Origin of the sequence: Peribacillus phoenicis (assembly GCF_047238085.1) — a bacterium.
Lineage (GTDB): Bacteria > Bacillota > Bacilli > Bacillales > DSM-1321 > Peribacillus.
The window spans coordinates 3279232-3303128 of record NZ_JBDFMF010000001.1 but is presented as its reverse complement, the minus strand read 5'-3'; the positions used below and the strand labels follow the sequence as shown (position 1 = coordinate 3303128).

Here is a 23897-nt window from a genome sequence, read left to right as displayed (position 1 = left end):
TACTTTCCTAAAGAAAAGAGTAAAGAGGTTTACTATGAAAACATATTATGATCTTCAACAATACTTGAAAAGATTCGGTACATTTATCTATATTGGTGATCGCTTAGCCGAGCTTGAAATGATGGAAGCCGAAATAAGGGAAATCCACCGTATGCAGATGATGGATACGAAAGATTATCAAATGGCGATCCTTTTAATTAGACAGCAGTTGTCTCTTGAAAGGGAAAAACAGAAAAAAAATTGATAAAAAAGGTGAGAATGATGGAAAAGTGGCTAATGGGTGTGGATTTAGGCGGTACAACTACCAAACTGGCTCTAATCAATTTATACGGAGAGATTATTCATAAATGGGAGATCAGCACGGACATCTCCGAAAAGGGAAAATTCATTACGATTAATATAGCCAAAGCAATTGATGCGAAGCTCGTGGAACTTAATGAACCGAAGAGTAAGATAGTAGGGATAGGAATGGGTGCTCCAGGCCCTGTGAAATTTGTTAACGGTTCCATATATGAAGCTGTCAATTTAGGCTGGAAGGACTATCCTTTAAAAGATTTACTGGAAGTGGAGACATCTCTTCCAGCTGTGATCGATAATGATGCCAATATGGCGGCTTTGGGAGAAATGTGGAAAGGCGCCGGTAATGGTGCCAAAGACCTCGTTTGTGTCACTCTGGGAACGGGTGTAGGCGGCGGGATCATCCATAATGGGCAAATCGTCCATGGTATCAGTGGAGCTGCTGGAGAAATAGGGCATATAACGGTCGTAACGGACGGAGGGGCACCATGCAATTGCGGCAAGACTGGTTGTCTGGAAACGGTTGCTTCGGCAACGGGAATCGTCCGTATGGCTTTAGAAGCCTTGAATACCGCCGCTAATGAAAAATCATTGCTTCAGCAGAAAGTCGACGAGGGAAATGCAGTTACTTCCAAACTGTTATTCCAATGTGCTGCAGCAGGTGATTCTTTGTCCAAAGCTGTGGTGGATGAGGTAGGCAATTACTTGGGGCTGGCTCTATCACATGTTGGGAATGTCATGAATCCAGATAAAATCGTCATTGGCGGGGGAGTTTCACAAGCGGGAGACATTTTGCTTGATCCTGTCCGTGCTGCCTTCGGAAAGTATGCATTCAAACGGGTTAGTAAATCAACGAAAATCAGCCTGGCCACACTAGGCAATGATGCAGGGGTGATAGGTGGAGCATGGCTCATTAAAAGCCAACTGAATACGTAATCCCTTGCTGCCCTGTGCTAACAGGGTTATAAGAAAAAAAGATGGAATCTTCAAAAAATACCCCCCTTTTGAGGGGCGGGGGCAATCGTTCCTGCATTTAAATAGAGGGGAGAACCATGACCCATGATTGAGGCGCTCTGGCATGGCTCCAGCGCTTCTTCGATGAGGAGGGACCGGGATTGAAAAGGGTCTTCAAAAAACAGGGATATTCATTGTTTTGGGTCGTATTCATTTCACTTTGGCTTAAAACATATATTGCTTATAAAACAAGCTTTGAGATAGATATTGATAATTGGTTCCAGGAGTTCATACTATTCATCAATCCTGTCAGTTTCCTTTTGCTTACTCTTGGCGTGCATATATTTTTAAAAGAAAATAGAAGGACAGCATATTTATTGATCATGAGTTTTTCCATCACCTTCATCCTCTTTGCCAATCTTGTTTTTTTTCGCTTTTTCAATGACTTTTTAACCATTCCCGTTCTTTTTCAAACGAGCAATATGAACGACCTTGGAAGCAGTGTACATGAATTGATCAATCCGAGTGACCTATTGTATTTTGCCGATATTCTTTTCTTGCTGCTGCTGCTGAAATACAAACCAAAAACATTCCATGAATGTCGATACAATCCAAAGGATCGTAAATTCTTTATGTTAATCGCTTTAGGAGTAACATTTTTTAACTTAGCTTTAGCTGAAGCGGCGCGTCCTGAACTATTGACAAGAACGTTTGACCGCGAAATCCTCGTTAAGAATATCGGTACGTACCATTATCACCTCTATGATGCAATATTACAGACGAAATCATCAGCTCAACGTGCCCTTGCGGACGGCAGTGAATTGTCGGAAATTGAAAATTATGTCCGTGCCAATCAAAAAGAGGTTAATGATGATCTCTATGGTCTGGCAAAAGGCAAAAATGTGATACTTGTATCATTGGAATCTACTCAAAGCTTTGTCATCAATAAAACTGTCAACGGTGAAGAAATCACTCCTTTTCTGAACGAATTCATTAAAGAAAGCTATTATTTCAATAACTTTTATCACCAAACTGGCCAGGGGAAAACATCCGATTCAGAATTCATTATTGAGAATTCCCTCTATCCTTTAGGTAGAGGTGCAGTATTTTTCACTCATGCCCAAAATGAATACAAAGCCACCCCCGAAATCTTAACGGAAAAAGGTTACTATACGGCTTCCTTGCATGCCAATAATAAAAGCTTTTGGAATCGTGACATAATGTATGATTCTCTTGGATACCAGCGGTTTTATGACAGTGATGAATACAATGTCTCTGAAGGGAATTCCATCAATTGGGGTTTGAATGATAAATCTTTCTTCAAACAATCAATTTCTCACTTGAAGAGGATGCCTGAGCCTTTTTATGCCAAGTTCATAACGTTAACCAATCATTTCCCATTCACTTTGAATGAGGAAGACCGGACATTGGAGCCATACGATTCCAATTCCAAAACATTGAATCAATATTTTCCGACCGTACGTTATACGGACGAAGCCTTGGAACGATTTGTCGGCGATTTGAAACGTGATGGATTATATGATGATTCCATAATTGTGCTATATGGGGACCATTATGGAATTTCGGAAAATCACAACTCTGCCATGAGCCAGTTCCTTGGGAAGGAAATCACTCCTTTCGAATCCATCCAACTTCAGCGTGTCCCGCTCATCATACATATCCCCGGTCAGAAGGGAAAAACGATTTCCACCGTTTCCGGCCAAATTGATGTAAGGCCGACACTCCTTCATTTATTGGGGATTGAAAATGATGATTATATCGAATTCGGCAAAGATCTATTTTCTGAAGAGAAATTAGAATTCACCGTTCTTCGCGATAGCAGTTTCATCACGAAGGATTATCTCTATACGATGGATACCTGCTATGATAAAAAGACTGGAGCGGCGACTGAAAAGGTTTCATGTGAAAAGTATTTGGAAAAGGCGAAACAAGAGCTTGATTACTCCGACAAAATCATTTACGGGGATTTGCTTCGATTTTATGAGCAACGTTGAAAAAAGAAACCTGGCGCAATCCAGGTTTCAGTTATAGATAAAAAGGTATTGAGGTGGTATCTGGTATTACGATCGTACTGGCTAAAAATAACGTTTTAAATGAATCAATTATCTAAAGTAATCATTTCAAGCCGATATCGCTGAATACAATCATGTTTTGAAAGAATCTATAGTCACTTCAAGTTTTAATACTAAACAAAAAAGACTGTGGACAAAAGTGTTCTATCTAAAAGGTAAAACAAAGTTGATTGGAACTTAATACGAGACTCCTGCTTAGAAAAGCGAGTCTAGGGGAGACCTCGCAGGCGCAAAGGCGCCGAGGAGGCTCCCGGACCGCCCGCGGAAAGCGAGTGCCTGAAGAGGAAATCGACGTTCAAATTGCACAAAACCTAAAAAAACGGTAGGAGATTTTCATCGAGTTTGTCTACTGATACCTGGCGCAATCCAGGTTTTTTCTTTTTTTCAGGAGAATCAGTACCCATTACAATTATGAAACAAGAGACTTCCTGAACATCTTTCTGTTTTTCCCTTCATAAAGATAAAACAATGAAAGGGGCGGAGGCTGAATGAAAGTCGTGAGCAGAAGCGGGGATGGTTTGGCATATTACAGTCAATTGTTCCAAATTCCCCGGGTTTTGATAGAGGATGCCAATCCCGCCATTACTGGCGGGGTTTTGCCAAATGGCATGGAAGTACAGATACCTGGATACATTGTTCAGGAAGAGTCCCGGTTAGATATCGATTTTGCCGAAATCGCTTTACAATATCACCTGCCCATCGATGGGGTATCATTGTTGAATCAAGGTGGACAAAAACCTTTTTCCGTACCCGTCCGGGTCATGAATCCCATGATTGTCACCGACAAGCCCTATGATTATCAATCACTTCTTGACGATCTTGATACTCTATCTTTTCATTACCCCTTTATTAAGGTTGAATCGATTGGGAGGAGTGTGTTGGGAAAAGAACTCCTTGAGGTAAGGATCGGTCAAGGCGATAAGATCATACATTATAACGGTTCATTCCATGCTAATGAATGGATCACTTCGGCGGTTTTGATGAAATGGCTGAATGATTTTCTGCTGGCAGTAACGAATGATCGTACACTTTGCGGAATGGATTGTATGCCCTTCTATCGGGATATGACCATTTCGATGGTTCCAATGGTGAATCCGGATGGAGTCGAGCTTGTCCTAAAGGGGGAGGAGGCGGCAGAGGGGAAGGTCGATGTTTTAAAAATAAACAATGGCAATCCTGCCTTTTATGCTTGGAAAGCCAATATACGCGGTATAGATCTGAATAATCAATATCCTGCCAATTGGGAGATTGAAAAGCGTAGAAAGATTCCAAAAGCCCCTTCCCCAAGAGATTTCCCAGGAGAGACCGCGTTATCAGAACCAGAAGCATTGGCCATGAAGGAGCTGGCAATGAAGCGGAATTTTGAAAGAGTGCTTGCACTTCACACCCAGGGAAAAGAATTCTATTGGGGATATGAGGGACATGAACCTGAAGAGGCAGCGAATGTTGCAAGGGAGTTTGAGGAACGCAGCGGATATCGGGCAGTACAATACGTTGACAGCCATGCCGGGTATAAAGATTGGTTCATTCAGGAATTCAAACGCGGCGGTTTCACAATCGAATTGGGAAAGGGCATCAATCCGCTTCCGCTTTCCCATTTGCCTGGTATATATGAAGATACCGTCAAGATATTGGTGGCAGGCCTTTATATGTGATACATTTCCCCCTAAGGGATATACTTCCAAAAAAATATAAGATCATTATTCGCCACATTTTCTCTTTTTTACTTTATAATGAAAGTCGTAAGGATTCGATTGGTTAATCCTTACTCTCTTTCTAATGTCTCGCTCACATATGCCAGGCGTTTTAGTTTTGAAGTGGGAGGTGTGTGGAGATTAAAGTATCCAAAGCAGCACTTTGTATGCGGCTTTCCATTTGTAAGATGTTGTGTTTCATCCCATTATTTATCTCCACTATCCTTCTTATCTCGGCTTGTGAGCCTTCCAAGGACCTTAGTAAACCCGTAAATGATACGGAAAAAGAACACTCCCAATCAAACCTGGAAACTTCAGTAAGCAATCTAAAGGTCCCGACAGAAACGGATAAAATCGAAGCCATTGTTGGATGGCTGGATTCTAAAACCATTTTATATTCTGTGAAGCGGGATGGTAATGAATTATCCCAGTTGATGGCATGGAATTTGGAAACGAATGATACTTCCGTTTTCTATCAGCCGGCTTTTGAGTTTTCTGAAGTATCGATCAGTCCGTCTGGAACGCATATTTTGTTATCGTCCTTCACCTCTTCGGGTAAAGCATCAATCACAATACTCGATAAAACGGGAGATCCACTGTATTCCGTGGCGATCCCAGCCTATGAATTAGCTTATGAGTGGAATTCATTTAAAGATGGCCAGTTGTTTTTATCGAGTTTTTATGAAGATTGGACATACAACAGTTATGTGTTGAATCCAGATGAACAAACAATGGAAACTCTGGACTTTCCACAGCCCTTTGCTCAATGGGCAAGTGAAAAAGATTTGATGTTTCTCGATTGGGACAGGGAAGAACCTGCTTTGACGGCACCCCTAGAAAGAAAAGCGCTTAATGGGGATGGAACGGACAGCCTTATGCTCGATGTCATTCACTTTAAAAAAATGAAACAAGCGCTAATGACGATTCAAGTGGAGACAGAAAAACAAGATCGGGGTACATATGCATTTTATGATCCAACAAACAAGCCGATCCACTCTTTTTCCGTACCACTATTGAAAAGCTTTTCAGATTGGGTGATTCCCTCCTATGATTTCATTGAAAAAGACAAGGAATTGATAACATTTATTCCTAATGAATCAAAAGATGCGGACCAATATGAGGGAAGGTTTACCTTAACTAAATTAAATTGGGAAAAAGGCACACAAGAAGAATTGATGAAGGACATGGAAAATGAACCATTAAGCTGTTCGCTTGATGGCAACTTCTGCTTATATGGATATCAATTTGAGAAAATCATTGATATGAAAACCCATCAAATACAAAGATTGTTCAAACAAACATGATGACCTAAAACAAAAGCTCGCCGGATGGCGAGCTTTCAGACTGTAGGAAACTCGATGAAAATCGTTTGCCTACAGTTTTTTTATGGCTTGTACAATTGGACGTTGATTTCCGTTACAGGCACTCTTAAAGACAGCAACTTATAGAAGTTAAAGTGCAGAATGCGTATTCGTCGATTCTACACCCCTTTTGTCTACAAACTGAAAGCTCGCCGGATTGGCGAGCTTTTTTCTTCAATGGGCAACTGGAAAACCGCTGTTGATGACAGTCATGACAGTGAACCAGCCAAACACGACTGCACTGCCGGCAGCAAAAATGAATCCTAAGAAGTTTCTCTTTTTTAATGAGGTAAACACAGCTACTACTCCTAATATAGCCACAAGTCCGAAAACTACCATTAATATCATGTCAAAACCCCCTTTTTCGTAATGAATACTTAATCCTTAATAATATACCCAGAGAATAAAGCAACTACCAAAAATATGTAGAAAAGATTGCATTTGTTAATATCTTAATATTTTTTCAATTATTTGTCGAGGTTTAATAGGTGACACTTCTATGACTTGAGTAAACTGGATTAACATTAGCAGCTTAATTAGTGTAAGATGAAGATAGAAAATCATATTGGAGTTGATGGAAATGAAATGGACACAAATACCTCTAGGCCCGCTGCAAACGAATTGTTATGTAGTTTCTGATGGACAGGATTGCATCATTTTCGATCCGGGTGAAGAGCCGCAGAAAATCATACAGTACATACAAACAAAAAATTTAAAGCCTTTGGCGATTTTATTGACACATGCACATTTTGACCATATCGGTGCTCTTGATGCTATTCGGGATCATTATGAGATACCTGCATATATTCATGAAAAAGAGGCCAAGTGGCTACTTGATCCCGCATTGAATGGTTCTCAAAACTGGTTCCCGGAAAATCCAATGCGCATGAAGCCTGCCGATCACTTCCTGGCAAATGAGCAACAACTTACTATTGGGGGATTCACTTTCGAAGTATTCGAAACCCCCGGACACTCACCAGGGAGCGTTTCGTATTATGTAAAGGACGAAAGGCTTCTCTTTTCAGGGGATGTCTTGTTCCAAGGAAGCGTAGGCAGAACCGATTTAATAGGCGGAAGCGAGGCAGTGCTGTTAAATAGCATTGAAACGAAGCTGCTGACACTTTCTGATGATACGATCGTTTTTCCTGGTCATGGGCCTGTCACGACCATTCTGGATGAAAAGAATACTAATCCCTTTTTGAGATAATGACTTTTGCAGGTGCCGTTTGGCACCTGTTTTATTTTAAGTTCTTAATTATGTAAAAATATTGAAATGGGTCATTTCCCAAACTATACTGAAAATAGAAACCGGGACCTTGCCTTGTGTGCAGACTTTAATTCGGCTCTGAACTAAGATTTGGAAACATTCATTTTGTAATCATGGCACGCTTATTACTGCGAAATGAAAAAAATGAACATTTTGTGAACTTTAAATTTTGTTTTGAGTATGATTGTCGATAAAAACTTATTTATGTGTTTTGTAAAGAAAGGAACATTTAATTTTCATTTGATGGAAGCATGGAGACGGAGGCATTGTGTTGAAAAATCACTTAAAGGAATTGATTGCAGGAAGCCCCCAAAAAAGAATTTCCTATCATGACTATATGGAAGCTGTTTTATATGCGCCAAATATAGGCTACTATGTACGCGCAAAAAAGAAGATTGGCTCCAGAGGGGATTTTTATACGTCTGGCAATGTTGGGGATGCATTTGGGAGATCTCTGGCCAGATGGTTCGTTTATTTAATAAAAAACTGCGGAGTTTCACCAAAAATCATCGAGGTCGGCGCAGGGGACGGTAAGCTCGCTTATGATATCCTCGTTTCCATGAAGGAAATGGAACCGCAGATATGGGACTCTTTGACTTATATCCTTGTGGATGAAAGTCCATTTCATAGGAGGCTTCAGCAAGAACGTATAGGGATGTTCAAACAGGCAGTTTCTGCTGCCAGTTTGGAAAAATGGACGAAGGTAAATGGTATCCTCTTTTCAAATGAACTTTTCGACGCGTTGCCTATACATGTGATTGAAAAGTATAAGGGAGCCCTCGTAGAGGTATTCGTCACTGAAAAGGAAGGCGAGTTGGTAGAGGTGAGGGAACCTTTGGACAACCCTGACATTCTATCTTACCTTACAGAACGAACTGTCACCTTAAATGAAAAACAACGATATGAAGTTCCGTTAAAAATGGTCCGTGAATATGAGAAGATCGTTTCCTGTATCGAATCGGGTATACTCCTTACAATTGATTATGGCTATACCGAAAAGGAATGGAAGGAGCCAGCTCATCTTCAAGGGAGCTTGAGGGGCTATTATGAGCACCAAATGATTAAAGATCCACTTATGTATCCTGGTGATATGGATCTGACGACACATATCCATTTTGACACATTAATCGAGATTGGAAAAAGAAAGGATCTTTCCAATCAGGGGCTTTTTCTTCAAAATGAATTCTTGCTTAAAGCAGGGATATTAGAGGAACTGAGGGACCATCAAGGAACTGATCCATTCTCGAAAACGGCGAAGCGTAATCGTGCAATTCGCGGACTTATCGTTCCAGGGGGAGTTAGTGAACATTTCAAAGTGTTGCTTCAATTGAAGAATTTAGCAAATGATGTAAGGATCTTTCCTGAATGGTGACAAGTAAAAACCCATGAATCAAAATTCATGGGTTATGTAATATTGCTTGTTCTTAATGCGCAGTACCAGGAGTCATCATAAATACGCTCCAGTAGGAAAATCCTGCAAAGAAAACGGTAAGATAGGCGCCGAAAACATAAATATACATGCGCTCAGATAATTTCAAATAACTTAAAAGTACAAAAAAGATCGTTTGTGCAAAGAAAAGCAAAGACGTTTGATGCATATGGCCAAGATAAAAGAAAATTGCCATAATTCCTGTCCAAAATCCACATACTCTGAACATGCGTTCCATCCGAATCCCTCCTTATGTCTAGTCGTGTACATTCTAAATAATTATAAATGAAATTGTAAGGTAATGTAAAGGATGCCTTTTGTTTCTATGTGAGAACCGAAGCTTGGTATGAGCATGCTGCACAATTGGACATCATATTTTCTAATTCCACAATATTGACATTATCAAACAAGGCTTCGAACATACCTTCTAAAAATGAATTGTGCATGGAGCAGATTGTCCCTGGATCCACTTCAGTAACTTCCTTAAACGGGCAATTGAAGATACGGAAGGATATTTTATTTTCTTCTTCGCTTGCTTGTATTTCAGGAGATAACCCTGCGATGGTAGCCGCATTTTTAAGCATGCTGACTTTTTCGGCAAAAGCAATTCGATCGATTGACTTCGAGTTCAGGGCTAGTTGCTGCTTGATCAGTTCCTCCCCGAAAGCTTTTCCCGTTTCATAAAAAGCCTGTTTTCCTTGTTCCCCTAATGTCATCATCGTCTGGATTGCAATCCTGGAAAGCAGCTGATAGTTCCTGTATGGAAAATGAAGCTGAATGACTTTATCAGATAATCGATAAAGCCGGCTCGGTCGACCGCCTTTACCGGTCTTTCGGGCATCCGAGGTCAACATATCGATATCTTCAAGTTTTGACAAATGTAGACGGGCAACATTTGGATGGATGTTAAAAGAATCGGCAATTTGCTGTACCGATACAGCGCCATGGTTGTTCACAATATGCTGATATATATAATACCTGGTGGGATCTGCTAACACGTTTGTTATTTTTAACGTTTGTTCCATTACACCCCTCCTGTATTCCATAGTTTACCTATGTCCATTATAATGCAGGCAGAAAAAAATGGAATAATAGAAAGCGCTAACTCCCTTTAGTTTAAAAAAAGTTCACAAATTAAACTGTTTTATAATGCAAAAAAATATACATTAATTGTACAAATGTTATACATTCATTATATAAAATATAATTGTATACAAAATGTGAACGGGGAGTGATTAGTATGGCACAGTTAACTTTCTTTTCGTACCCAAGTTGTACATCTTGCCGTAAAACAAAAAAATGGTTAAGGGCCAATCATGTTTCCTTCGATGAACGACATTTATTCAGAGAAACTCCAACTGCAGCAGAGTTAAAAAGAATCCTTGAATTGACAACGGAAGGACTTGATGAAGTATTAGCTACAAGAAGTGAAGCTTACAAAGACTTACAAGTTAATATTGACGAAATGATGCTTTCTGATGTCATCCAATTATTAACAAAAGAACCGAAGTTATTAAGAAGGCCCATCCTCATAGACGGGGAAAAACTGGTGATAGGTCATAATGTAGACGCTTTAAGAAATTTGGTTTCCCAAAGGCTTGAATTGAAAGTTAGCATGTAAATGATTCTCGAAGTTCTTTTCGGGAATTTTTTTTATTCTGGAGCAGGAATTTGTCGTGGATTGTCGAATCCTTACAACAAGAAATATAGGAGGTGATGAATGAATTGATATCGATTGAAAAGACCGCAGAAAAAATATTAACCCGTGCCATTCAGGAATCTGCATCGGATATCCACATTTTTTTTCGGAGGGAGGGACCTCTCATCCAATTCAGGATAGACAATAAGCTTGTACCCCAGGAAACATTATCATTCTTTGAAGCTGAGAGGCTGATCGCTCATTTGAAGTTCCTTGCCTCGATGGATATAGGGGAGAAAAGGAGGCCCCAGAGTGGTGCCCTCACCATTAAATTGGCTAACCAGGTTGTCGGACTCCGCCTTTCCACTTTACCCACTGCCCATCTCGAAAGTTTGGTCATCCGTTTAATACCCCAACAGAATATCCTCCCTCTCGAACAGTTATCCTTATTTCCAAACACCGTCCAAAAATTGATTGCACTCCTGAAGCATTCCCATGGCATGCTTATTTTTACCGGCCCGACCGGCAGTGGAAAAACCACGACATTATATTCCCTGCTTCACCATGCCCACGAAATGATCAATCGAAATATCATTACACTTGAAGATCCCATTGAAAATGTATCCGAAAAGGTACTGCAAGTCCAAATCAATGAAAAGGCGGGCATTACGTATTCTGTCGGTCTAAAAGCTGTCCTGAGACATGACCCCGACGTGATTATGGTTGGGGAAGTCAGGGATGCAGAAACTGCCAAAATTGCAGTGCGTGCCGCATTAACCGGTCATTTGATACTTACAACCATGCATACAAGGGATGCCAAGGGAGCCATCTCCAGGTTACTGGAATTTGGTGTCAGCTTGCTTGAGGTTGAACAGAGTTTGATTGGCGTGACAGCACAGCGGCTGGTTGAATTGCGATGTCTTCCATGTAAAGGGGACTGTGCTTTTGCTTGCAAAATGACTGCCAGGAATAAAAGGGCCAGTGTATATGAATTGCTCTATGGAAAAAGCCTGGCTGAGGTTCTCAGGATAATGGGAGATGAAAAAGGAATGGCAACGGTAGGCTACCGCCAATTGAAGGATGAAATCGGAAAAGCGGTTGCGATGGGCTATGTGGATTCAGAGGAATATGAACGGCTGGTATACCATGAAACCAAAAAGTAAATGGAGGGTAAAAGAGCAGGCGGTCTTTATTTCGAAGCTAGGTGAATTATTGAAGCATGGTTATCCCTTGGCGGAGGCTTTACATTTTCTTGAATTTCAGGAATCAAAGAAGAAAGCGGAAGACTTCACTCAGGCTAAAGCCGATTTAAGGAACGGTTTCCCGCTGCACTTGGTGCTGACCCATCTGAATTTTCATCCGCAGCTTGTAAGTTATATATTTTATGGAGAACAATACGGCGACCTGGAACGGGCGTTGAAAGAAGGCGGGCGATATTGGAAGAAAAGAACCGAGGATATGGATAAAGTAAAAAAGTTAATGGTGTATCCTGTATTCTTAGTCTTTTTTGTAGGTATCGTTTTTTATATTCTTCAGAGTGTTCTCCTTCCTAAATTCCAGACAATCTATATCACGATGGATGTCGATCAGCATACACTCTTGAGATTAATGTCAGCTTTCACATTCATTCTTCCAGCACTCCCCTTCTTTTTACTCGGATTGCTCATATTCTTGTATGTACTCAAACGATTTTGGTTTAACGGATTGTGCCCATTAAGGCAGCGGAGGATTTTGATGGGAATTCCGATATTCGGGACCTTCATCAAATTATACGAAACTTATTTTTTTGCAAGCCAATTAAGTGGTTTACTCTCCGGAGGGCTATCGATTAACGATAGCATTAAATTATTCTCGATAAATCAACAGCAGCCTTTTTACCAAAAACTATGCAATATCATTAAGGATGATCTGATCGAGGGCAGATCACTTGAATTAGTTTTTCGGGAGCTTCCATATTTTGATGGTAATTTGCCGGTGGTCGCTGCAAATGGTCAAAAATACGGCAGACTTGATGCGGAGCTACTTCATTACAGTCGTTTTATACTGGAGAAAATTGAAGAGAGAATGAATGTAATCTTAAAAATCATTCAGCCTCTCATGTTTTCACTGATAGGTCTGTTGATCGTGTCCATTTATTTGGCGGTTTTGCTGCCGATGTTCTCACTGCTCGAAAGTATATAGAATTCTATTATTGTATTCCGGAGGTGAAAATGCTCGAAGGCTATCTGGTATTCAGGTGGTTTCAGGAGCATGATGGATATGTTGAAGAAAGTGATGAATGAACGTGGTTTTACACTAATTGAAATGCTTATTGTTTTACTGGTAATTTCCATCCTTTTGATTATAACAATCCCCAATATCACAAAGAACCAATCTACGATTCAGTCCAAAGGATGTGAAGCATTCGTGAAGATGGCCCAAGCACAGGTACAGGCTTATGAGATTGATAATGCTAAACTGCCCGGAAGTATCGGGGAATTGGAAAGTCAAGGCTATCTCAAACAGACATCCTGTCCTAATGGGGATGATATTAGTTTGGATAGTAAAGGAAAGATAACGGTCGTTGAGTAGGAGAGAAGGGAATATACGGCATTCCGATGGGGGGTACACACTATCTGAAACCCTTATTGTCCTCGTTATTGTTGTACTCCTGATTTCCATCGGTCCTAATCTATATCCTAGCTTCACTAAAGGCATGGAAAATAGGCTATTTCTTTCTCAATTCCATGAAGATCTCTTCTATGCACAACAGTATGCCATCAGTCATGAGAGCTTCATTTACCTCCATATAGATAATGCCAAGAAGGTTTATACCGTTTCGTCTTATACGGAGGGGATCGTTCTAGAGAGAAGCATACCAAAGGATATTCAGTTTTTAAGTGACACTTTGGGGTTCAGCTTCCATTTTAATCAGTATGGAAATGCTTCAAAAGCCGGGACGATTATGATTGATACGTCAAAAGGAATGTACAAATTAGTCCTCAATATCGGTAAAGGGAGGTTCAGGATTGAGAAATTGTAAAGGTTACGTTTACCTTGAGCTGATGGCCGCATTTTCCATTTGTATTTTCCTGGTCCTTGCCATTTTACCGATTCTTGAAGAGTTAATGACGCATCGGAAAGATATTGCCGTAAGGACAGAAGCCCACCATTTATTATATGAAAGATTGACGGCGTTCATGGATGGGGAGATACAAGCAATTGGTCAGGAAATCTTCTACAAAAAAAAATCCTATGAATTGGTTTGGAAGGACCATGGGGATTTCCCGGGGATGATTGAAGGGTGTGTACGTTATGAAGATGAATCGGGTAATCTTGAATCCATTTGTGATGCTGCGAAAAAATGATGGCTTTACGATGATTGAAATGTTTTTTTCTTTAATGATATTAATGACGACGTCCCTTTTTGTTCTACAGCTTTTTTCAATCATTCACACCCAGATGGGGTCCGTTGATGAATTACATTCTAAAGAGTGGGAGGTCTTTACCATGCAAATGAAGCAGGAGGTCCGGAGTTCCAAAGCTCAGGATGTAATGGGAAATAAATTATATTTGCTGCATTCAGATGAACAATTATCATCGTTTGAACAATATGAAGATAAGGTCCGAAGACGAGTGAATGGTATGGGGCATGAGGTCATCTTACAGAACATTTCGAAATTCGGGGTTGAGAAGGATGGCAGTGTCATTGTTATAAATATAACGGATAAAGCAGGGACTACTTTCAGTCGAAGATTTCATCCTTTCTTTAGGAATGTCACGAAAGTCGATGAATAATCAAAAAGGAGTCGTTTTCCCGATGGTAATGATTGTAGCGAGTGTTTTCATCATGTTCACGATACTAATGATCGATCAGTTTATCATCGATAAAAAGTTTTATAAAGAAGTGGAAGAATCGCTTGTGGCCGACCATCTTGTCCATTTAGCGATCAAGGATGTGACGGCAGAGTGGGGCGAAGAGATCCCCAAAATCATCCAGGGGAAAATTTCATACCCTAATGGTGTGGTACGGTATTCCTTAATGAAAGAAGAAGGGCCTTACGTCTATATCGAGTTTTCTTCCACGACTAAAAATGACCGCGAGGGAAGGGTCATCATTCAATATGATAAAGAAGCGGGGGAAGTGAAAGAATGGTTGGAAAAGCAGGCTGTGTAATACGCAAAATCAACATTAAACGGAAAGCGACAGGTACACGTGTTCAGGGAACAAGCGAAAGAATAAAAGAAGCGTAAACGGGGCATACTTTGCATAGGGTGATGATTTTATATGTCTACAAACGCTTATATTAAATATCTGACTCAGCAGCTTGTCGAGTATTTTAATCTGACGAAAAAAGAACGAAAAGAAAAGCGCCGTCACAGAAAAGAGGATAAAAATCATGGTATGTCCCATTGGTTTGGCATTGTCCCTTTTGCTTTGTCGATGTTCGTAAGGAAAAATATCAAAAAATAAAACAGATGTCCTGAACTTAGGGCATCTGTTTTTTTATTGTTCTTACTTATCCCAATGCCCTATCTGAAAGGTAAAATAACCCTCCGTTGATGATGGATATTCGGATGTTGGGTTCATATTGAGCTTTTAAGGCATCTTTTTCGGTAAAATAGCTCTCACTTTTTTCGTCCATATCCTTGTAAAAATGCTCCAATAAATTCAAGTCATTCTGCCAGCGAAGCATTGCTTCCTCTGCCCAGGAATGGTCATCATCCTCGAAACTGGTCCTGATGTATGTATCGAGTCTTGCCAATCCGCTCTTGGGCATGATGAGCGGTGAAAGCGTAAAGGAGTAATCCGGTATTTTTGGGGTGACCTTTATCGGTAAAACCCGATGGTGAAATCTTTCCATGATCTCACCTGAGATTAAATTCAGTCCGATCGACATGAAGGTATCCTTTTTACGGTCGCATTGATAGGATATTTTCACATTCAGGGTCAGCCAAGGAAACAAAGGATTATTTCCCCCTTTTGTTGGAGGGGTATCCTCAAAAAGTCTAGTATACCCTGCCAGCTTTTTGGTAGATTGAATAATCTGGTGAAGGCGAGGGGAGCCAAAATGAATCATATCTCCCTTTAAATCGGATGGAGCTTGTTCTGGATCGGTAATGAAAGTCATCTGTGCTGGGTTCGGAACGCCACCTGTTTTTTCTAGATAATGCCAATAAAAGGGTCTGTTCAGTAATTCTTTATCCATATCAATCGTCAATTGGACTGTAAGGTGGGTTGGTGCATTATCCAGTATTTCACAATCGTTGGCTTTAAAGTAAGTTAATAAAAAATCATGAATTTCCCGTTGCTGCATGAACCTCACCTTCCTTCATTGATTGAGCGAATTGGATTAACGATGAAAAATTATCCATCTTGATTTTCATTTCGCCCTCTGTTTTGGATTCGCCGACCACATCAATCAAATATTCTTCAATGTTGTTAATATCCAGTTTGGTTAGAATATCATCTAATTCGCCGATTACTTTCTCGAATAAATTTATTTTTTCATATAATAACTTCAGAATATGTTCTTCTACTGTATTTTTCGTGGCAAAGTTATAAATCATCACATCTTCTTCCTGACCAAGGCGGTGTATCCGTCCAATTCTCTGTTCGAGCCTCATCGGGTTCCATGGCAGGTCAAAATTAATCAAGTGATGGCAAAACTGAAGGTTTATCCCTTCCCCGCCAGCTTCTGTTGCAATTAATACCTGTATATTCTTTTGGAATAATTCTCGCATCCAATCTTTCTTTCCGCGCTTAAAACCGCCTCGGAAAGGAACTGAAGAAATTCCATTCTGCTGTAGGTACCATTGTAAATATAGCTGAGTCGCCCGATATTCGGTAAAGATAATGACTTTATCATCAATTTTCTTGATCAGTTCCAAAGCTTTTTCAGCCTTGGAGTTCTGAACCGTTTCATTCACTTTAGAAAATAAATCATCAAGCTTTGCCAAAAAGTCAGGGGAAGGCTGATCATATTTAGCTTTCATATTCTTTAATGTATAAAAGACCGCCTCTCTGCTGCTGCATGCTTCCCTTTGGAGAGTGAGAGCCGAAAATGCGCTTCCTTTAGAACCATCCGAAATAGGTTTGAATTTGGAAACGGCATCGTACAATGCTTGTTCCGTTGGAGAAAATTCAATGGTGATGGTCTCTACATGCCGTTTTGTCCATTCAATGCCAGTATCGGCCCGCCGGTTTCGAATCATGACAGTATTGACAAGTTCCTTTAGGTGTTCATCTTCAATTATGTTCCGGCCTTTCCCTTTATACTTTTCCGAAAAAAGTGAGGCATTTCCCAAGTGGCCCGGTTTCAATAACGAAACGAGGTGGAAAATTTCCTCGACTTTATTTTGAATCGGAGTGGCTGTCAGGAGTAAACAAAATTTCTTTTTCAGATTTTGGACGAATTCATAGTTCTTTGTCTTATTATTTTTAAGTTTATGAGCTTCATCAATAATGATGAAGTCGTATTCCTGCTTGAAAATGATATCTCGATGTGGAGCGCGTTTGGCTGTATCAATGGATGAAATGACCACATCACAGGAGTCCCAAACATAACTTTTTCTCTGAACGACTGCCGGTATATGAAACTTGGTATTCAATTCAAAAGCCCATTGTGTGACAAGGGAAGCCGGAACAAGGATCAAAACTTTTTTTACAAGGCCCCTAATCATATACTCTTTTAGTATCAATCCAGCTTCAATTGTTTTTCCGAGCCCTACCTCATCAGCTAAAATGGCCTTTCCATTCATCTTTTCCACCACTTGCTTGGCTGCTTCCAATTGATGCGGAAGCGGGGTTAACTGCGGAAGGTGCTTGGGCGCCTGTAAACCTTCAAAATCAGGGATGATAAGATTTTCCTCCATTTGAACCGCCAGCTTATAAAGCTCCCAATTCCCCCATGGACCGTCATTTTCCATCTTTTGCAGAAACTCGTCAGTCCATTCAGAATTAAAGGATATATTGATTTTCATAGAAATAACTCCCTCTTAAATCATAATTTCCTTAATAAAAGGTCAAAACCCGAACATTTCATATGTGAAGTAAGAAAAATATTTCTCTTCAAAAGATATTGCAGAGATAAGTTTCTTAGGGTAGGATATAAGTATATTTAGAAAATTCCAATTTCCAAACGCTACAAAGAATCTTTGTACATCGATTTGCAGTTCGCGTTTTCTTAGTATGGGCTATAGGCTCCTAATTTATCCAAGATTACTGAAGGAGACCAATCAAACGGTTTCTGAAGTTTCAGGAGAATTGGCAGAGAATGCATTCCACGATGCTCAGGGGTTTTACCGATGCTTGGTGGCTTATTCGCTTCCTTTCATTGGTAGACCATTTATATGCGGGTGAAGATAAGGGGAGAGACTACGGATGTAGCGCCGAAGGAGCAAACTTAGCAGTGAATCTCTCAGGCAAAAGAACTCTTATTGGACGCAACTCTGGAGAGCGCCGCCCATTTTGGGACGGCCACCAAAGGGGAAAACCTATTACATAGGTAAACTTTCAGGTTTCAGGACAGAGAAAAAGCTCAAACGGGCTTTCTCTGTCCTTTTTTGTGCTTTTTTCACATCATGAATCAGGAAATATCTGATGCGTAATGACAAGAAGCTTTTGATAATGAAGCCAATTAATTAAAAAAAATCTGAAGGGGGTCATTTTTTGACCAATTTAAAAAGAACACCACTATTTGAGGTTTATCGTGAATACGGAGGTAAAACGATTGATTTTGGCGGCTGGGAACTTCCTGTCCAATTTTCGGGTATAAAGGACGAACATGAAGCCGTACGAACAAAAGCGGGGTTATTCGATGTTTCCCATATGGGTGAAGTCGATGTTAAGGGTCCCGGAAGCCTTTCCTTTTTACAGAAGATGCTGACCAATGATATATCAAAGCTGCAACAGGGCGGTGCCCAATATACCGCCATGTGTTATGAAAACGGAGGCACGGTCGATGATCTTATCGTGTATAAAAGGGCTGAGGACGACTATCTGCTCGTGGTCAATGCAGCGAATACAGAAAAAGATTTCAATTGGCTGCAAGCTAATTTAACGGAAGATGTCCAAATTACGAATGTATCGAGTGACTATACACAGCTGGCACTTCAAGGACCAGCTGCAGAGAAGATATTACAAAAACTATCGGGAAATACTGCCTTAAGTGAAATAGGATTTTTCAAGTTCAAGGAAAATGTCATGATTAACGGCATCTCCACGCTGGTATCCCGTACTGGGTACACTGGTGAGGATGGCTTTGAGATATATAGTGACAGTGAAAATGGTCCTGCCCTTTGGAAGGCGATTATGGATGCCGGAAACGAAGAGGGGGTTCAGCCGATTGGTTTAGGTGCTCGTGATACCCTGCGTTTTGAAGCGAAACTGCCGCTGTATGGGCAGGAGCTTTCAGCGGACATCACCCCGATAGAAGCCGGGATTGGTTTTGCAGTAAAAGTGGATAAGGAAGTTGATTTTTTCGGGAAAGCCGTTCTTGCTGAGCAAAAGGAGAAAGGAGCTTCCCGCAAGCTTGTGGGAATTGAAATGATTGACCGTGGCATTCCACGTCATGGGTATAAGGTCTACAGCGGTGATAAAGTCATTGGCGAGGTCACGACCGGTACCCAATCACCAACGTTGAAGAAAAACGTGGGTTTGGTACTTATCGATAAGGAATTTTCGGTGCTGGATGCGGAAGTCGAAGTGGAAATCCGTTCCAAACGTTTGAAAGCCGTTATAATACAAACACCTTTTTATAAAAAACCACGTAAATAGAGGGGAATGGTCATTAGATGAAACATCGTTATTTACCCATGACAGAGCAAGATAAACAAGAAATGCTGAAAGCGATAGGGGTATCCACTGCTGAAGAACTTTTCAGTGATATCCCTGAAAGCGTTCGTTTTCAAGGAGAATACGATATCAAGCCTGCTAAATCTGAACCTGCATTAATGAAAGAATTATCAAGGCTTGCTGCCAAGAATGCGGACCTTAAAAACTATGCTTCCTTCCTTGGTGCGGGTGTCTATGACCATTACGCGCCGGTCATCGTCGATCATGTTCTATCCCGTTCTGAATTTTACACGGCTTATACACCCTATCAGCCTGAAATTTCACAGGGGGAGCTTCAGGCCATCTTTGAATATCAAACGATGATATGTGAATTGACGGGCATGGATGTGGCTAACTCCTCCATGTATGACGGCGGAACAGCGCTGGCTGAAGCAGCCATGCTTGCTTCAGGCCAGACACGACGCAAAAAGATTCTCATTTCAGGAGCCGTTCATCCTGAATCAAGAGAAGTCGTTAAGACATATGCGAAAGGGCAACGCGTGGAAGTGATCGAAATTCCTTTTAAAGACGGTGTGACGGACTTAGCTGCTTTAAGGGAATTGGCGAATGAGGACATTGCAGGAGTGATCGTGCAATATCCGAACTTTTTTGGCCGCATCGAGCCATTGAAAGAAATGGAGGAAATCATTCATGGCGTCAAGTCGATGTTTATCGTTTCCAGTAATCCGCTTGCATTGGGAGCATTGACATCCCCTGGTGCACTTGGTGCAGATATCGTAACGGGGGATGCTCAGCCATTCGGCATTCCAGCGGCATTCGGTGGACCTCATTGTGGATATTTTGCCGTTACTAATAAACTTGTTCGGAAAGTTCCGGGCCGACTCGTCGGTCAAACAGTGGATGAAAATGGTAAACGGGGATTTGTACTGACGCTTCAAGCTCGTGAACAGCACATTCGCCGTGACAAAGCCACATCCAACATTTGTTCCAATCAAGCTTTGAATGCGTTGGCAGCTTCTGTTGCAATGACCGCGCTTGGGAAAAAGGGTGTCAAAGAAATGGCCGTGCAAAATATTCAAAAAGCTCATTATGCGAAAAAAGCAATTATGGCAAAAGGGGTGGAAGTGATATTCGATGGTCCTTCGTTCAATGAATTTGTCATTAAACTGCCTGCTTCGTTTTCAGAAATCAATAAAAACCTTTTTGAAAAAGGGATGATCGGTGGCTTTGATTTAGGGACGGTTTATCCTGAGCTGAAAGACCATATGCTGGTTGCGGTAACTGAACTTAGAACAAAAGAAGAAATTGATGCACTTGCGCAGGAATTGGGGGATCAACATGAATAATCAAGATCAATCACTCATTTTTGAAATCAGTACTTCCGGTCGAATCGGGTACAGTCTGCCAGAAATGGATGTTGCAACTATTCCGCTCGAAGAAATTCTTCCTGCCGACTACATCCGTGAAGAAGAGGCAGAACTGCCTGAGGTGTCCGAACTGGATATCATGCGTCACTATACAGCACTCTCCAAACGGAATCATGGGGTGGATTCGGGTTTTTATCCGCTGGGTTCATGCACGATGAAATATAATCCGAAAATAAATGAAAACGTGGCACGCTTCAACGGCTTTGCCCATATCCATCCATATCAAGATCCGGCTACCGTTCAGGGAGCATTGGGACTCTTATTTGATTTGCAGGAACACTTAACGGAAATCACCGGGATGGACCAAGTGACATTACAGCCTGCAGCAGGTGCACATGGTGAGTGGACAGGGTTAATGATGATTCGCGCTTTTCACGAAGCGAATGGCGATACAGAACGGACGAAAGTGATTGTACCTGATTCTGCACACGGTACGAATCCTGCCTCTGCCACTGTTGCCGGACTTGAAACGATTACAGTAAAATCCGATGAAAATGGATTAGTCGACCTTGAAGATTTAAAGCGTGTTGTCGGACCTGATACGGCGGCCTTGATGCTGACGAACCCTAATACATTGGGATTGTTTGAAGAAAACATTTTGGAAATGGCACAACTTGTCCATGATGCAGGTGGGAAGCTTTATTATGACGGAGCCAATCTGAATGCAGTCCTATCAAAAGCACGCCCGGGTGACATGGGCTTTGATGTGGTTCACTTAAATCTCCATAAAACATTCACAGGCCCGCATGGCGGCGGCGGTCCGGGTTCTGGTCCTGTAGGTGTGAAGTCCGACTTGATTCCTTACTTGCCTAAACCTCTTATAGTCAAGCAAGGTGAGCAATTCGTCCTTGATTATGATCGTCCGCAATCCATTGGCAGGGTAAAACCTTATTATGGTAATTTCGGAATAAACGTGAGGGCATATACGTACATTCGTTCAATGGGTCCTGATGGCCTTAAAGCCGTCACAGAGAACGCGGTCATCAATGCCAATTATATGATGCGCAAGTTGGAACCTTATTTTGACCTGCCATATAATCGTCATTGTAAGCATGAATTCGTATTAAGCGGACGCCGGCAAAAGAAATTGGGGGTAAGGACTCTCGATATAGCTAAAAGATTGCTGGATTTCGGGTATCATCCTCCAACCATTTACTTCCCGTTGAACGTGGAAGAAGGAATGATGATAGAACCGACTGAAACCGAGTCAAAAGAAACGCTGGATTCGTTCATCGATGCGATGATCCAGATTGCCAAGGAAGCGGAAGAAACCCCGGAAATCGTTCAGGAAGCTCCGCATACAACCGTTATAAAGCGGCTTGATGAAACTCTTGCTGCAAGAAAACCCGTTTTGCGTTATCAAGCCTAGATTAGTAGCTTACACGAAAAAAATCCCTGCCTGCCGGCGGGGATTTTTCATGTTTATGTAAGTTTCCATTAAAGTCCAACAGTTGACTTTCTTTTACTTGAGCTATGGAATTAAAAAGAGCCCATGCCGAGATGGGGTCTTATTTCTTTGCTTTGATTTTCCCGGTCCACATCTTGAAACCGCCCTTTAAGTGAAAAAGTTCCCTGTAGCCCTTTTTGTATAGCATGGCTGCAGCTCTGCCGCTGATGATTTCGCTTTGAGCGTACAAATATACAGGCTTGTCCGGCCTAATTTCGACCAAGCGTGTTTTCATTTGAGTCATAGGGATGTTTCTTGCGCCTAAGATATGACCATTATCGAAATCATTCGGTTCCCGCACATCGATTAGCTGCACTTTTCTGTAGTTAGCGATAAATTCGTCCTGTGTTAGTGTTTTAACGATTTTACGCTGGCGGTACCAATTAAAAAGTGAATACGCAATAACCACTCCTAAGATGATGAGCAGTGTATATAATATTTCCAAACATAAAAACTCCCTTCTACCTTAACGAATACAGACAATCCTTATTATATAATTGCTTTACCCAATAATCAAAAAGAATTTTCATCAAATTCTTCATGACTTGATAGCACTTTCTTTTTTAGAGTGTTAAAGTCTGTTAAACTACTACATGTGAGTTTTTTGTGGGGGATTGAAAAACGTCTATCGAAACGAGGGGTAAGGATGACTAAAGAAAAATGGGGTTTTATAGATTCGGGGTATTGTTCACCGGCTTTTAATATGGCGCTGGACGAAGCCCTGTTAAACTGGCAAAGCAAAGGGGAAATTCCGCCGATCATACGCTTTTACGGCTGGGATCCAGCGACATTGTCGATCGGTTATTTTCAAAAGGCAGAAGCGGAGATTGATCTGGAAGAGGTCAAAAGGCAGGGCCTTGGTTTTGTTCGCAGGCCGACAGGAGGACGAGCGGTCCTGCACGAGCATGAATTGACTTATAGCGTAATCGTTCCAGAATCCTATCCGGGAATGCCAACCACCGTTACTGAAGCTTATCGTGTCATTTCTGAAGGAATATTAATGGGGTTCAGGAATCTGGGATTGGATGCTTATTTTGCCGTGCCTCGAAGCGAACAGGAAAAAGCGGCTTTAAAATCGCCCAGGTCTTCCGTCTGCTTTGATGCTCCTAGCTGGTATGAACTGGTCGTTGAGGGCAGGAAGGTCGCTGGCAGCGCTCAAACCAGGCAAAAAGGCGTCATCCTTCAGCACGGGTCCATTTTGCTTGAGCTTGATGATGATAAGCTCTTTAGCGTATTTAAATTCTCAAATGACAGGGTTAAAGAGAGAATGCAAAAAAACTTAAAAAACAAAGCTGTGGCCATAAATGAGATTGCCGGGAGAAAGATAACCATCCCTGAAGCGAAAGAAGCTTTTGAAAAAGGTTTTGCCGAAGGACTTTCGGTCGATTTAGAGCCATACGTCCTCACCGAAAAGCAATTGCTGGAAGTGAAGGCCATTGCAGAAAGCAAATATGAAAGCGATGAATGGAATTTCATGAGATAGAGGAAGCATAATTAGAGTGGAAATAAAAAA

The 23897-nt window shown here is 41.3% G+C and carries 26 protein-coding genes and 2 riboswitches; of the genes, 20 read left to right on the top strand and 6 right to left on the bottom strand.

Going from position 1 to position 23897, the window contains the following annotated elements; translation table 11 throughout:
• Positions 1 to 34 precede the first annotated feature (34 nt).
• The 5 genes from ABC374_RS16150 (at position 35) to ABC374_RS16130 (ending at position 6342) form a co-directional block, all read left to right on the top strand.
• Positions 35 to 244 (top strand): YqgQ family protein, encoded by a 210-nt coding sequence (locus ABC374_RS16150; protein ID WP_101222565.1) that lies wholly within the window; start codon positions 35 to 37, stop codon positions 242 to 244.
• A 14-nt stretch (positions 245 to 258) separates the two neighbouring features.
• A complete protein-coding gene (locus tag ABC374_RS16145) occupies positions 259 to 1233 on the top strand; it encodes an ROK family glucokinase (protein ID WP_413018888.1) in 975 nt (324 codons plus the stop codon).
• Positions 1234 to 1412: 179 nt separating this feature from the next.
• Positions 1413 to 3266: an LTA synthase family protein gene (locus tag ABC374_RS16140; RefSeq protein ID WP_413018885.1), complete on the top strand. Its 1854-nt coding sequence runs from the start codon at positions 1413 to 1415 to the stop codon at positions 3264 to 3266.
• A gap of 566 nt (positions 3267 to 3832) precedes the next feature.
• Positions 3833 to 4999, top strand: a complete 1167-nt coding sequence (locus tag ABC374_RS16135; protein WP_413018883.1) for a M14 family metallopeptidase — start codon at positions 3833 to 3835, stop codon at positions 4997 to 4999.
• Between the two features lie 173 nt (positions 5000 to 5172).
• The gene (locus tag ABC374_RS16130) at positions 5173 to 6342 is read left to right on the top strand and encodes a YqgU-like beta propeller domain-containing protein (protein ID WP_413018881.1); all 1170 of its coding nucleotides are present in this window, start codon (positions 5173 to 5175) and stop codon (positions 6340 to 6342) included.
• A gap of 231 nt (positions 6343 to 6573) precedes the next feature.
• Here ABC374_RS16130 and ABC374_RS16125 read toward each other — a convergent pair whose 3' ends face one another.
• Positions 6574 to 6747 carry a DUF2759 domain-containing protein gene (locus ABC374_RS16125; RefSeq protein ID WP_101222560.1) on the bottom strand — a complete coding sequence of 58 codons (174 nt, stop codon included), beginning with the start codon at positions 6745 to 6747 and terminating at the stop codon, positions 6574 to 6576.
• Between the two features lie 232 nt (positions 6748 to 6979).
• Here ABC374_RS16125 and ABC374_RS16120 point away from each other — a divergent pair, with 232 nt between their 5' ends.
• The gene (locus ABC374_RS16120; RefSeq protein ID WP_413018879.1) at positions 6980 to 7606 is read left to right on the top strand and encodes an MBL fold metallo-hydrolase; all 627 of its coding nucleotides are present in this window, start codon (positions 6980 to 6982) and stop codon (positions 7604 to 7606) included.
• Positions 7607 to 7937: 331 nt separating this feature from the next.
• Positions 7938 to 9038: a class I SAM-dependent methyltransferase gene (locus ABC374_RS16115; RefSeq protein WP_413018877.1), complete on the top strand. Its 1101-nt coding sequence runs from the start codon at positions 7938 to 7940 to the stop codon at positions 9036 to 9038.
• A 52-nt stretch (positions 9039 to 9090) separates the two neighbouring features.
• Here the strand turns inward: ABC374_RS16115 and ABC374_RS16110 are convergent, their stop codons facing one another.
• Both ABC374_RS16110 and ABC374_RS16105 read right to left on the bottom strand, forming a co-directional pair.
• Positions 9091 to 9333: a DUF2626 domain-containing protein gene (locus tag ABC374_RS16110; protein ID WP_076365317.1), complete on the bottom strand. Its 243-nt coding sequence runs from the start codon at positions 9331 to 9333 to the stop codon at positions 9091 to 9093.
• Between the two features lie 85 nt (positions 9334 to 9418).
• A complete protein-coding gene (locus ABC374_RS16105; protein ID WP_350299469.1) occupies positions 9419 to 10120 on the bottom strand; it encodes a helix-turn-helix transcriptional regulator in 702 nt (233 codons plus the stop codon).
• Positions 10121 to 10335: 215 nt separating this feature from the next.
• Here ABC374_RS16105 and ABC374_RS16100 point away from each other — a divergent pair, with 215 nt between their 5' ends.
• The 9 genes from ABC374_RS16100 to ABC374_RS16060 all read left to right on the top strand — a co-directional run bounded on the left by ABC374_RS16100 (position 10336) and on the right by ABC374_RS16060 (position 15187).
• Positions 10336 to 10716 (top strand): Spx/MgsR family RNA polymerase-binding regulatory protein, encoded by a 381-nt coding sequence (locus tag ABC374_RS16100; protein WP_350299468.1) that lies wholly within the window; start codon positions 10336 to 10338, stop codon positions 10714 to 10716.
• Positions 10717 to 10811: 95 nt separating this feature from the next.
• The gene (gene comGA, locus ABC374_RS16095; RefSeq protein WP_413018874.1) at positions 10812 to 11897 is read left to right on the top strand and encodes a competence type IV pilus ATPase ComGA; all 1086 of its coding nucleotides are present in this window, start codon (positions 10812 to 10814) and stop codon (positions 11895 to 11897) included.
• Positions 11881 to 12915, top strand: a complete 1035-nt coding sequence (gene comGB / locus ABC374_RS16090) for a competence type IV pilus assembly protein ComGB (protein ID WP_413018873.1) — start codon at positions 11881 to 11883, stop codon at positions 12913 to 12915. The genes comGA and comGB overlap by 17 nt, the downstream gene beginning before the upstream one ends.
• A 78-nt stretch (positions 12916 to 12993) precedes the next feature.
• A complete protein-coding gene (comGC, locus tag ABC374_RS16085; protein ID WP_063233178.1) occupies positions 12994 to 13305 on the top strand; it encodes a competence type IV pilus major pilin ComGC in 312 nt (103 codons plus the stop codon).
• Positions 13298 to 13756 (top strand): competence type IV pilus minor pilin ComGD, encoded by a 459-nt coding sequence (gene comGD / locus ABC374_RS16080; RefSeq protein WP_350299466.1) that lies wholly within the window; start codon positions 13298 to 13300, stop codon positions 13754 to 13756. The genes comGC and comGD overlap by 8 nt, the downstream gene beginning before the upstream one ends.
• The gene (locus tag ABC374_RS16075; protein WP_413018872.1) at positions 13743 to 14081 is read left to right on the top strand and encodes a hypothetical protein; all 339 of its coding nucleotides are present in this window, start codon (positions 13743 to 13745) and stop codon (positions 14079 to 14081) included. Before comGD ends, ABC374_RS16075 begins: the two co-directional genes overlap by 14 nt.
• Entirely contained in the window at positions 14029 to 14511 is a 483-nt protein-coding gene (gene comGF / locus ABC374_RS16070) for a competence type IV pilus minor pilin ComGF (protein ID WP_413018870.1), read from the top strand. The genes ABC374_RS16075 and comGF overlap by 53 nt, the downstream gene beginning before the upstream one ends.
• Before the next feature lie 22 nt (positions 14512 to 14533).
• Positions 14534 to 14890, top strand: coding sequence for a competence type IV pilus minor pilin ComGG (gene comGG / locus ABC374_RS16065; RefSeq protein WP_413018868.1), 357 nt, complete (start codon positions 14534 to 14536; stop codon positions 14888 to 14890).
• Between the two features lie 111 nt (positions 14891 to 15001).
• Positions 15002 to 15187: a YqzE family protein gene (locus tag ABC374_RS16060; protein WP_063233067.1), complete on the top strand. Its 186-nt coding sequence runs from the start codon at positions 15002 to 15004 to the stop codon at positions 15185 to 15187.
• 46 nt (positions 15188 to 15233) lie between these two features.
• Here ABC374_RS16060 and ABC374_RS16055 read toward each other — a convergent pair whose 3' ends face one another.
• Positions 15234 to 16031, bottom strand: coding sequence for a YqhG family protein (locus ABC374_RS16055; RefSeq protein WP_413018866.1), 798 nt, complete (start codon positions 16029 to 16031; stop codon positions 15234 to 15236).
• The gene (locus tag ABC374_RS16050) at positions 16009 to 17697 is read right to left on the bottom strand and encodes a DEAD/DEAH box helicase (RefSeq protein ID WP_350299461.1); all 1689 of its coding nucleotides are present in this window, start codon (positions 17695 to 17697) and stop codon (positions 16009 to 16011) included. Before ABC374_RS16050 ends, ABC374_RS16055 begins: the two co-directional genes overlap by 23 nt.
• A gap of 375 nt (positions 17698 to 18072) precedes the next feature.
• Positions 18073 to 18160, top strand: a riboswitch (glycine riboswitch).
• A 3-nt stretch (positions 18161 to 18163) separates the two neighbouring features.
• A riboswitch (glycine riboswitch) is annotated at positions 18164 to 18247 on the top strand.
• Between the two features lie 138 nt (positions 18248 to 18385).
• Here ABC374_RS16050 and gcvT point away from each other — a divergent pair.
• From gcvT to gcvPB, 3 genes are read left to right on the top strand one after another with little or no spacing between them, the layout of a single operon-like run.
• The gene (gene gcvT / locus ABC374_RS16045) at positions 18386 to 19492 is read left to right on the top strand and encodes a glycine cleavage system aminomethyltransferase GcvT (RefSeq protein WP_350299460.1); all 1107 of its coding nucleotides are present in this window, start codon (positions 18386 to 18388) and stop codon (positions 19490 to 19492) included.
• Positions 19493 to 19509: 17 nt separating this feature from the next.
• Entirely contained in the window at positions 19510 to 20856 is a 1347-nt protein-coding gene (gcvPA, locus tag ABC374_RS16040) for an aminomethyl-transferring glycine dehydrogenase subunit GcvPA (protein WP_350299459.1), read from the top strand.
• Positions 20849 to 22306, top strand: a complete 1458-nt coding sequence (gene gcvPB, locus ABC374_RS16035) for an aminomethyl-transferring glycine dehydrogenase subunit GcvPB (RefSeq protein WP_413018863.1) — start codon at positions 20849 to 20851, stop codon at positions 22304 to 22306. Before gcvPA ends, gcvPB begins: the two co-directional genes overlap by 8 nt.
• A 139-nt stretch (positions 22307 to 22445) precedes the next feature.
• Here the strand turns inward: gcvPB and ABC374_RS16030 are convergent, their stop codons facing one another.
• Positions 22446 to 22829, bottom strand: a complete 384-nt coding sequence (locus ABC374_RS16030; RefSeq protein WP_076365383.1) for a rhodanese-like domain-containing protein — start codon at positions 22827 to 22829, stop codon at positions 22446 to 22448.
• A gap of 201 nt (positions 22830 to 23030) precedes the next feature.
• Here ABC374_RS16030 and ABC374_RS16025 point away from each other — a divergent pair, with 201 nt between their 5' ends.
• Entirely contained in the window at positions 23031 to 23867 is an 837-nt protein-coding gene (locus ABC374_RS16025) for a lipoate--protein ligase family protein (RefSeq protein ID WP_413018861.1), read from the top strand.
• Positions 23868 to 23897: the final 30 nt, after the last annotated feature.

What these genes read in the sequence shown, in the direction of transcription:
- ABC374_RS16150 (WP_101222565.1), top strand. Translation starts at nt 35, where the DNA reads ATGAAAACATATTATGATCTTCAACAATACTTGAAAAGATTCGGTACA.
- ABC374_RS16145 (WP_413018888.1), top strand. Translation starts at nt 259, where the DNA reads ATGATGGAAAAGTGGCTAATGGGTGTGGATTTAGGCGGTACAACTACC.
- ABC374_RS16135 (WP_413018883.1), top strand. Translation starts at nt 3,833, where the DNA reads ATGAAAGTCGTGAGCAGAAGCGGGGATGGTTTGGCATATTACAGTCAA.
- ABC374_RS16125 (WP_101222560.1), bottom strand. Translation starts at nt 6,747, where the DNA reads ATGATATTAATGGTAGTTTTCGGACTTGTGGCTATATTAGGAGTAGTA.
- ABC374_RS16120 (WP_413018879.1), top strand. Translation starts at nt 6,980, where the DNA reads ATGAAATGGACACAAATACCTCTAGGCCCGCTGCAAACGAATTGTTAT.
- ABC374_RS16110 (WP_076365317.1), bottom strand. Translation starts at nt 9,333, where the DNA reads ATGGAACGCATGTTCAGAGTATGTGGATTTTGGACAGGAATTATGGCA.
- ABC374_RS16105 (WP_350299469.1), bottom strand. Translation starts at nt 10,120, where the DNA reads ATGGAACAAACGTTAAAAATAACAAACGTGTTAGCAGATCCCACCAGG.
- ABC374_RS16100 (WP_350299468.1), top strand. Translation starts at nt 10,336, where the DNA reads ATGGCACAGTTAACTTTCTTTTCGTACCCAAGTTGTACATCTTGCCGT.
- comGA (WP_413018874.1), top strand. Translation starts at nt 10,812, where the DNA reads ATGAATGAATTGATATCGATTGAAAAGACCGCAGAAAAAATATTAACC.
- comGB (WP_413018873.1), top strand. Translation starts at nt 11,881, where the DNA reads ATGAAACCAAAAAGTAAATGGAGGGTAAAAGAGCAGGCGGTCTTTATT.
- comGC (WP_063233178.1), top strand. Translation starts at nt 12,994, where the DNA reads ATGTTGAAGAAAGTGATGAATGAACGTGGTTTTACACTAATTGAAATG.
- comGF (WP_413018870.1), top strand. Translation starts at nt 14,029, where the DNA reads ATGAAGATGAATCGGGTAATCTTGAATCCATTTGTGATGCTGCGAAAA.
- comGG (WP_413018868.1), top strand. Translation starts at nt 14,534, where the DNA reads ATGGTAATGATTGTAGCGAGTGTTTTCATCATGTTCACGATACTAATG.
- ABC374_RS16060 (WP_063233067.1), top strand. Translation starts at nt 15,002, where the DNA reads ATGTCTACAAACGCTTATATTAAATATCTGACTCAGCAGCTTGTCGAG.
- ABC374_RS16055 (WP_413018866.1), bottom strand. Translation starts at nt 16,031, where the DNA reads ATGCAGCAACGGGAAATTCATGATTTTTTATTAACTTACTTTAAAGCC.
- ABC374_RS16050 (WP_350299461.1), bottom strand. Translation starts at nt 17,697, where the DNA reads ATGAAAATCAATATATCCTTTAATTCTGAATGGACTGACGAGTTTCTG.
- gcvPA (WP_350299459.1), top strand. Translation starts at nt 19,510, where the DNA reads ATGAAACATCGTTATTTACCCATGACAGAGCAAGATAAACAAGAAATG.
- gcvPB (WP_413018863.1), top strand. Translation starts at nt 20,849, where the DNA reads ATGAATAATCAAGATCAATCACTCATTTTTGAAATCAGTACTTCCGGT.
- ABC374_RS16025 (WP_413018861.1), top strand. Translation starts at nt 23,031, where the DNA reads ATGACTAAAGAAAAATGGGGTTTTATAGATTCGGGGTATTGTTCACCG.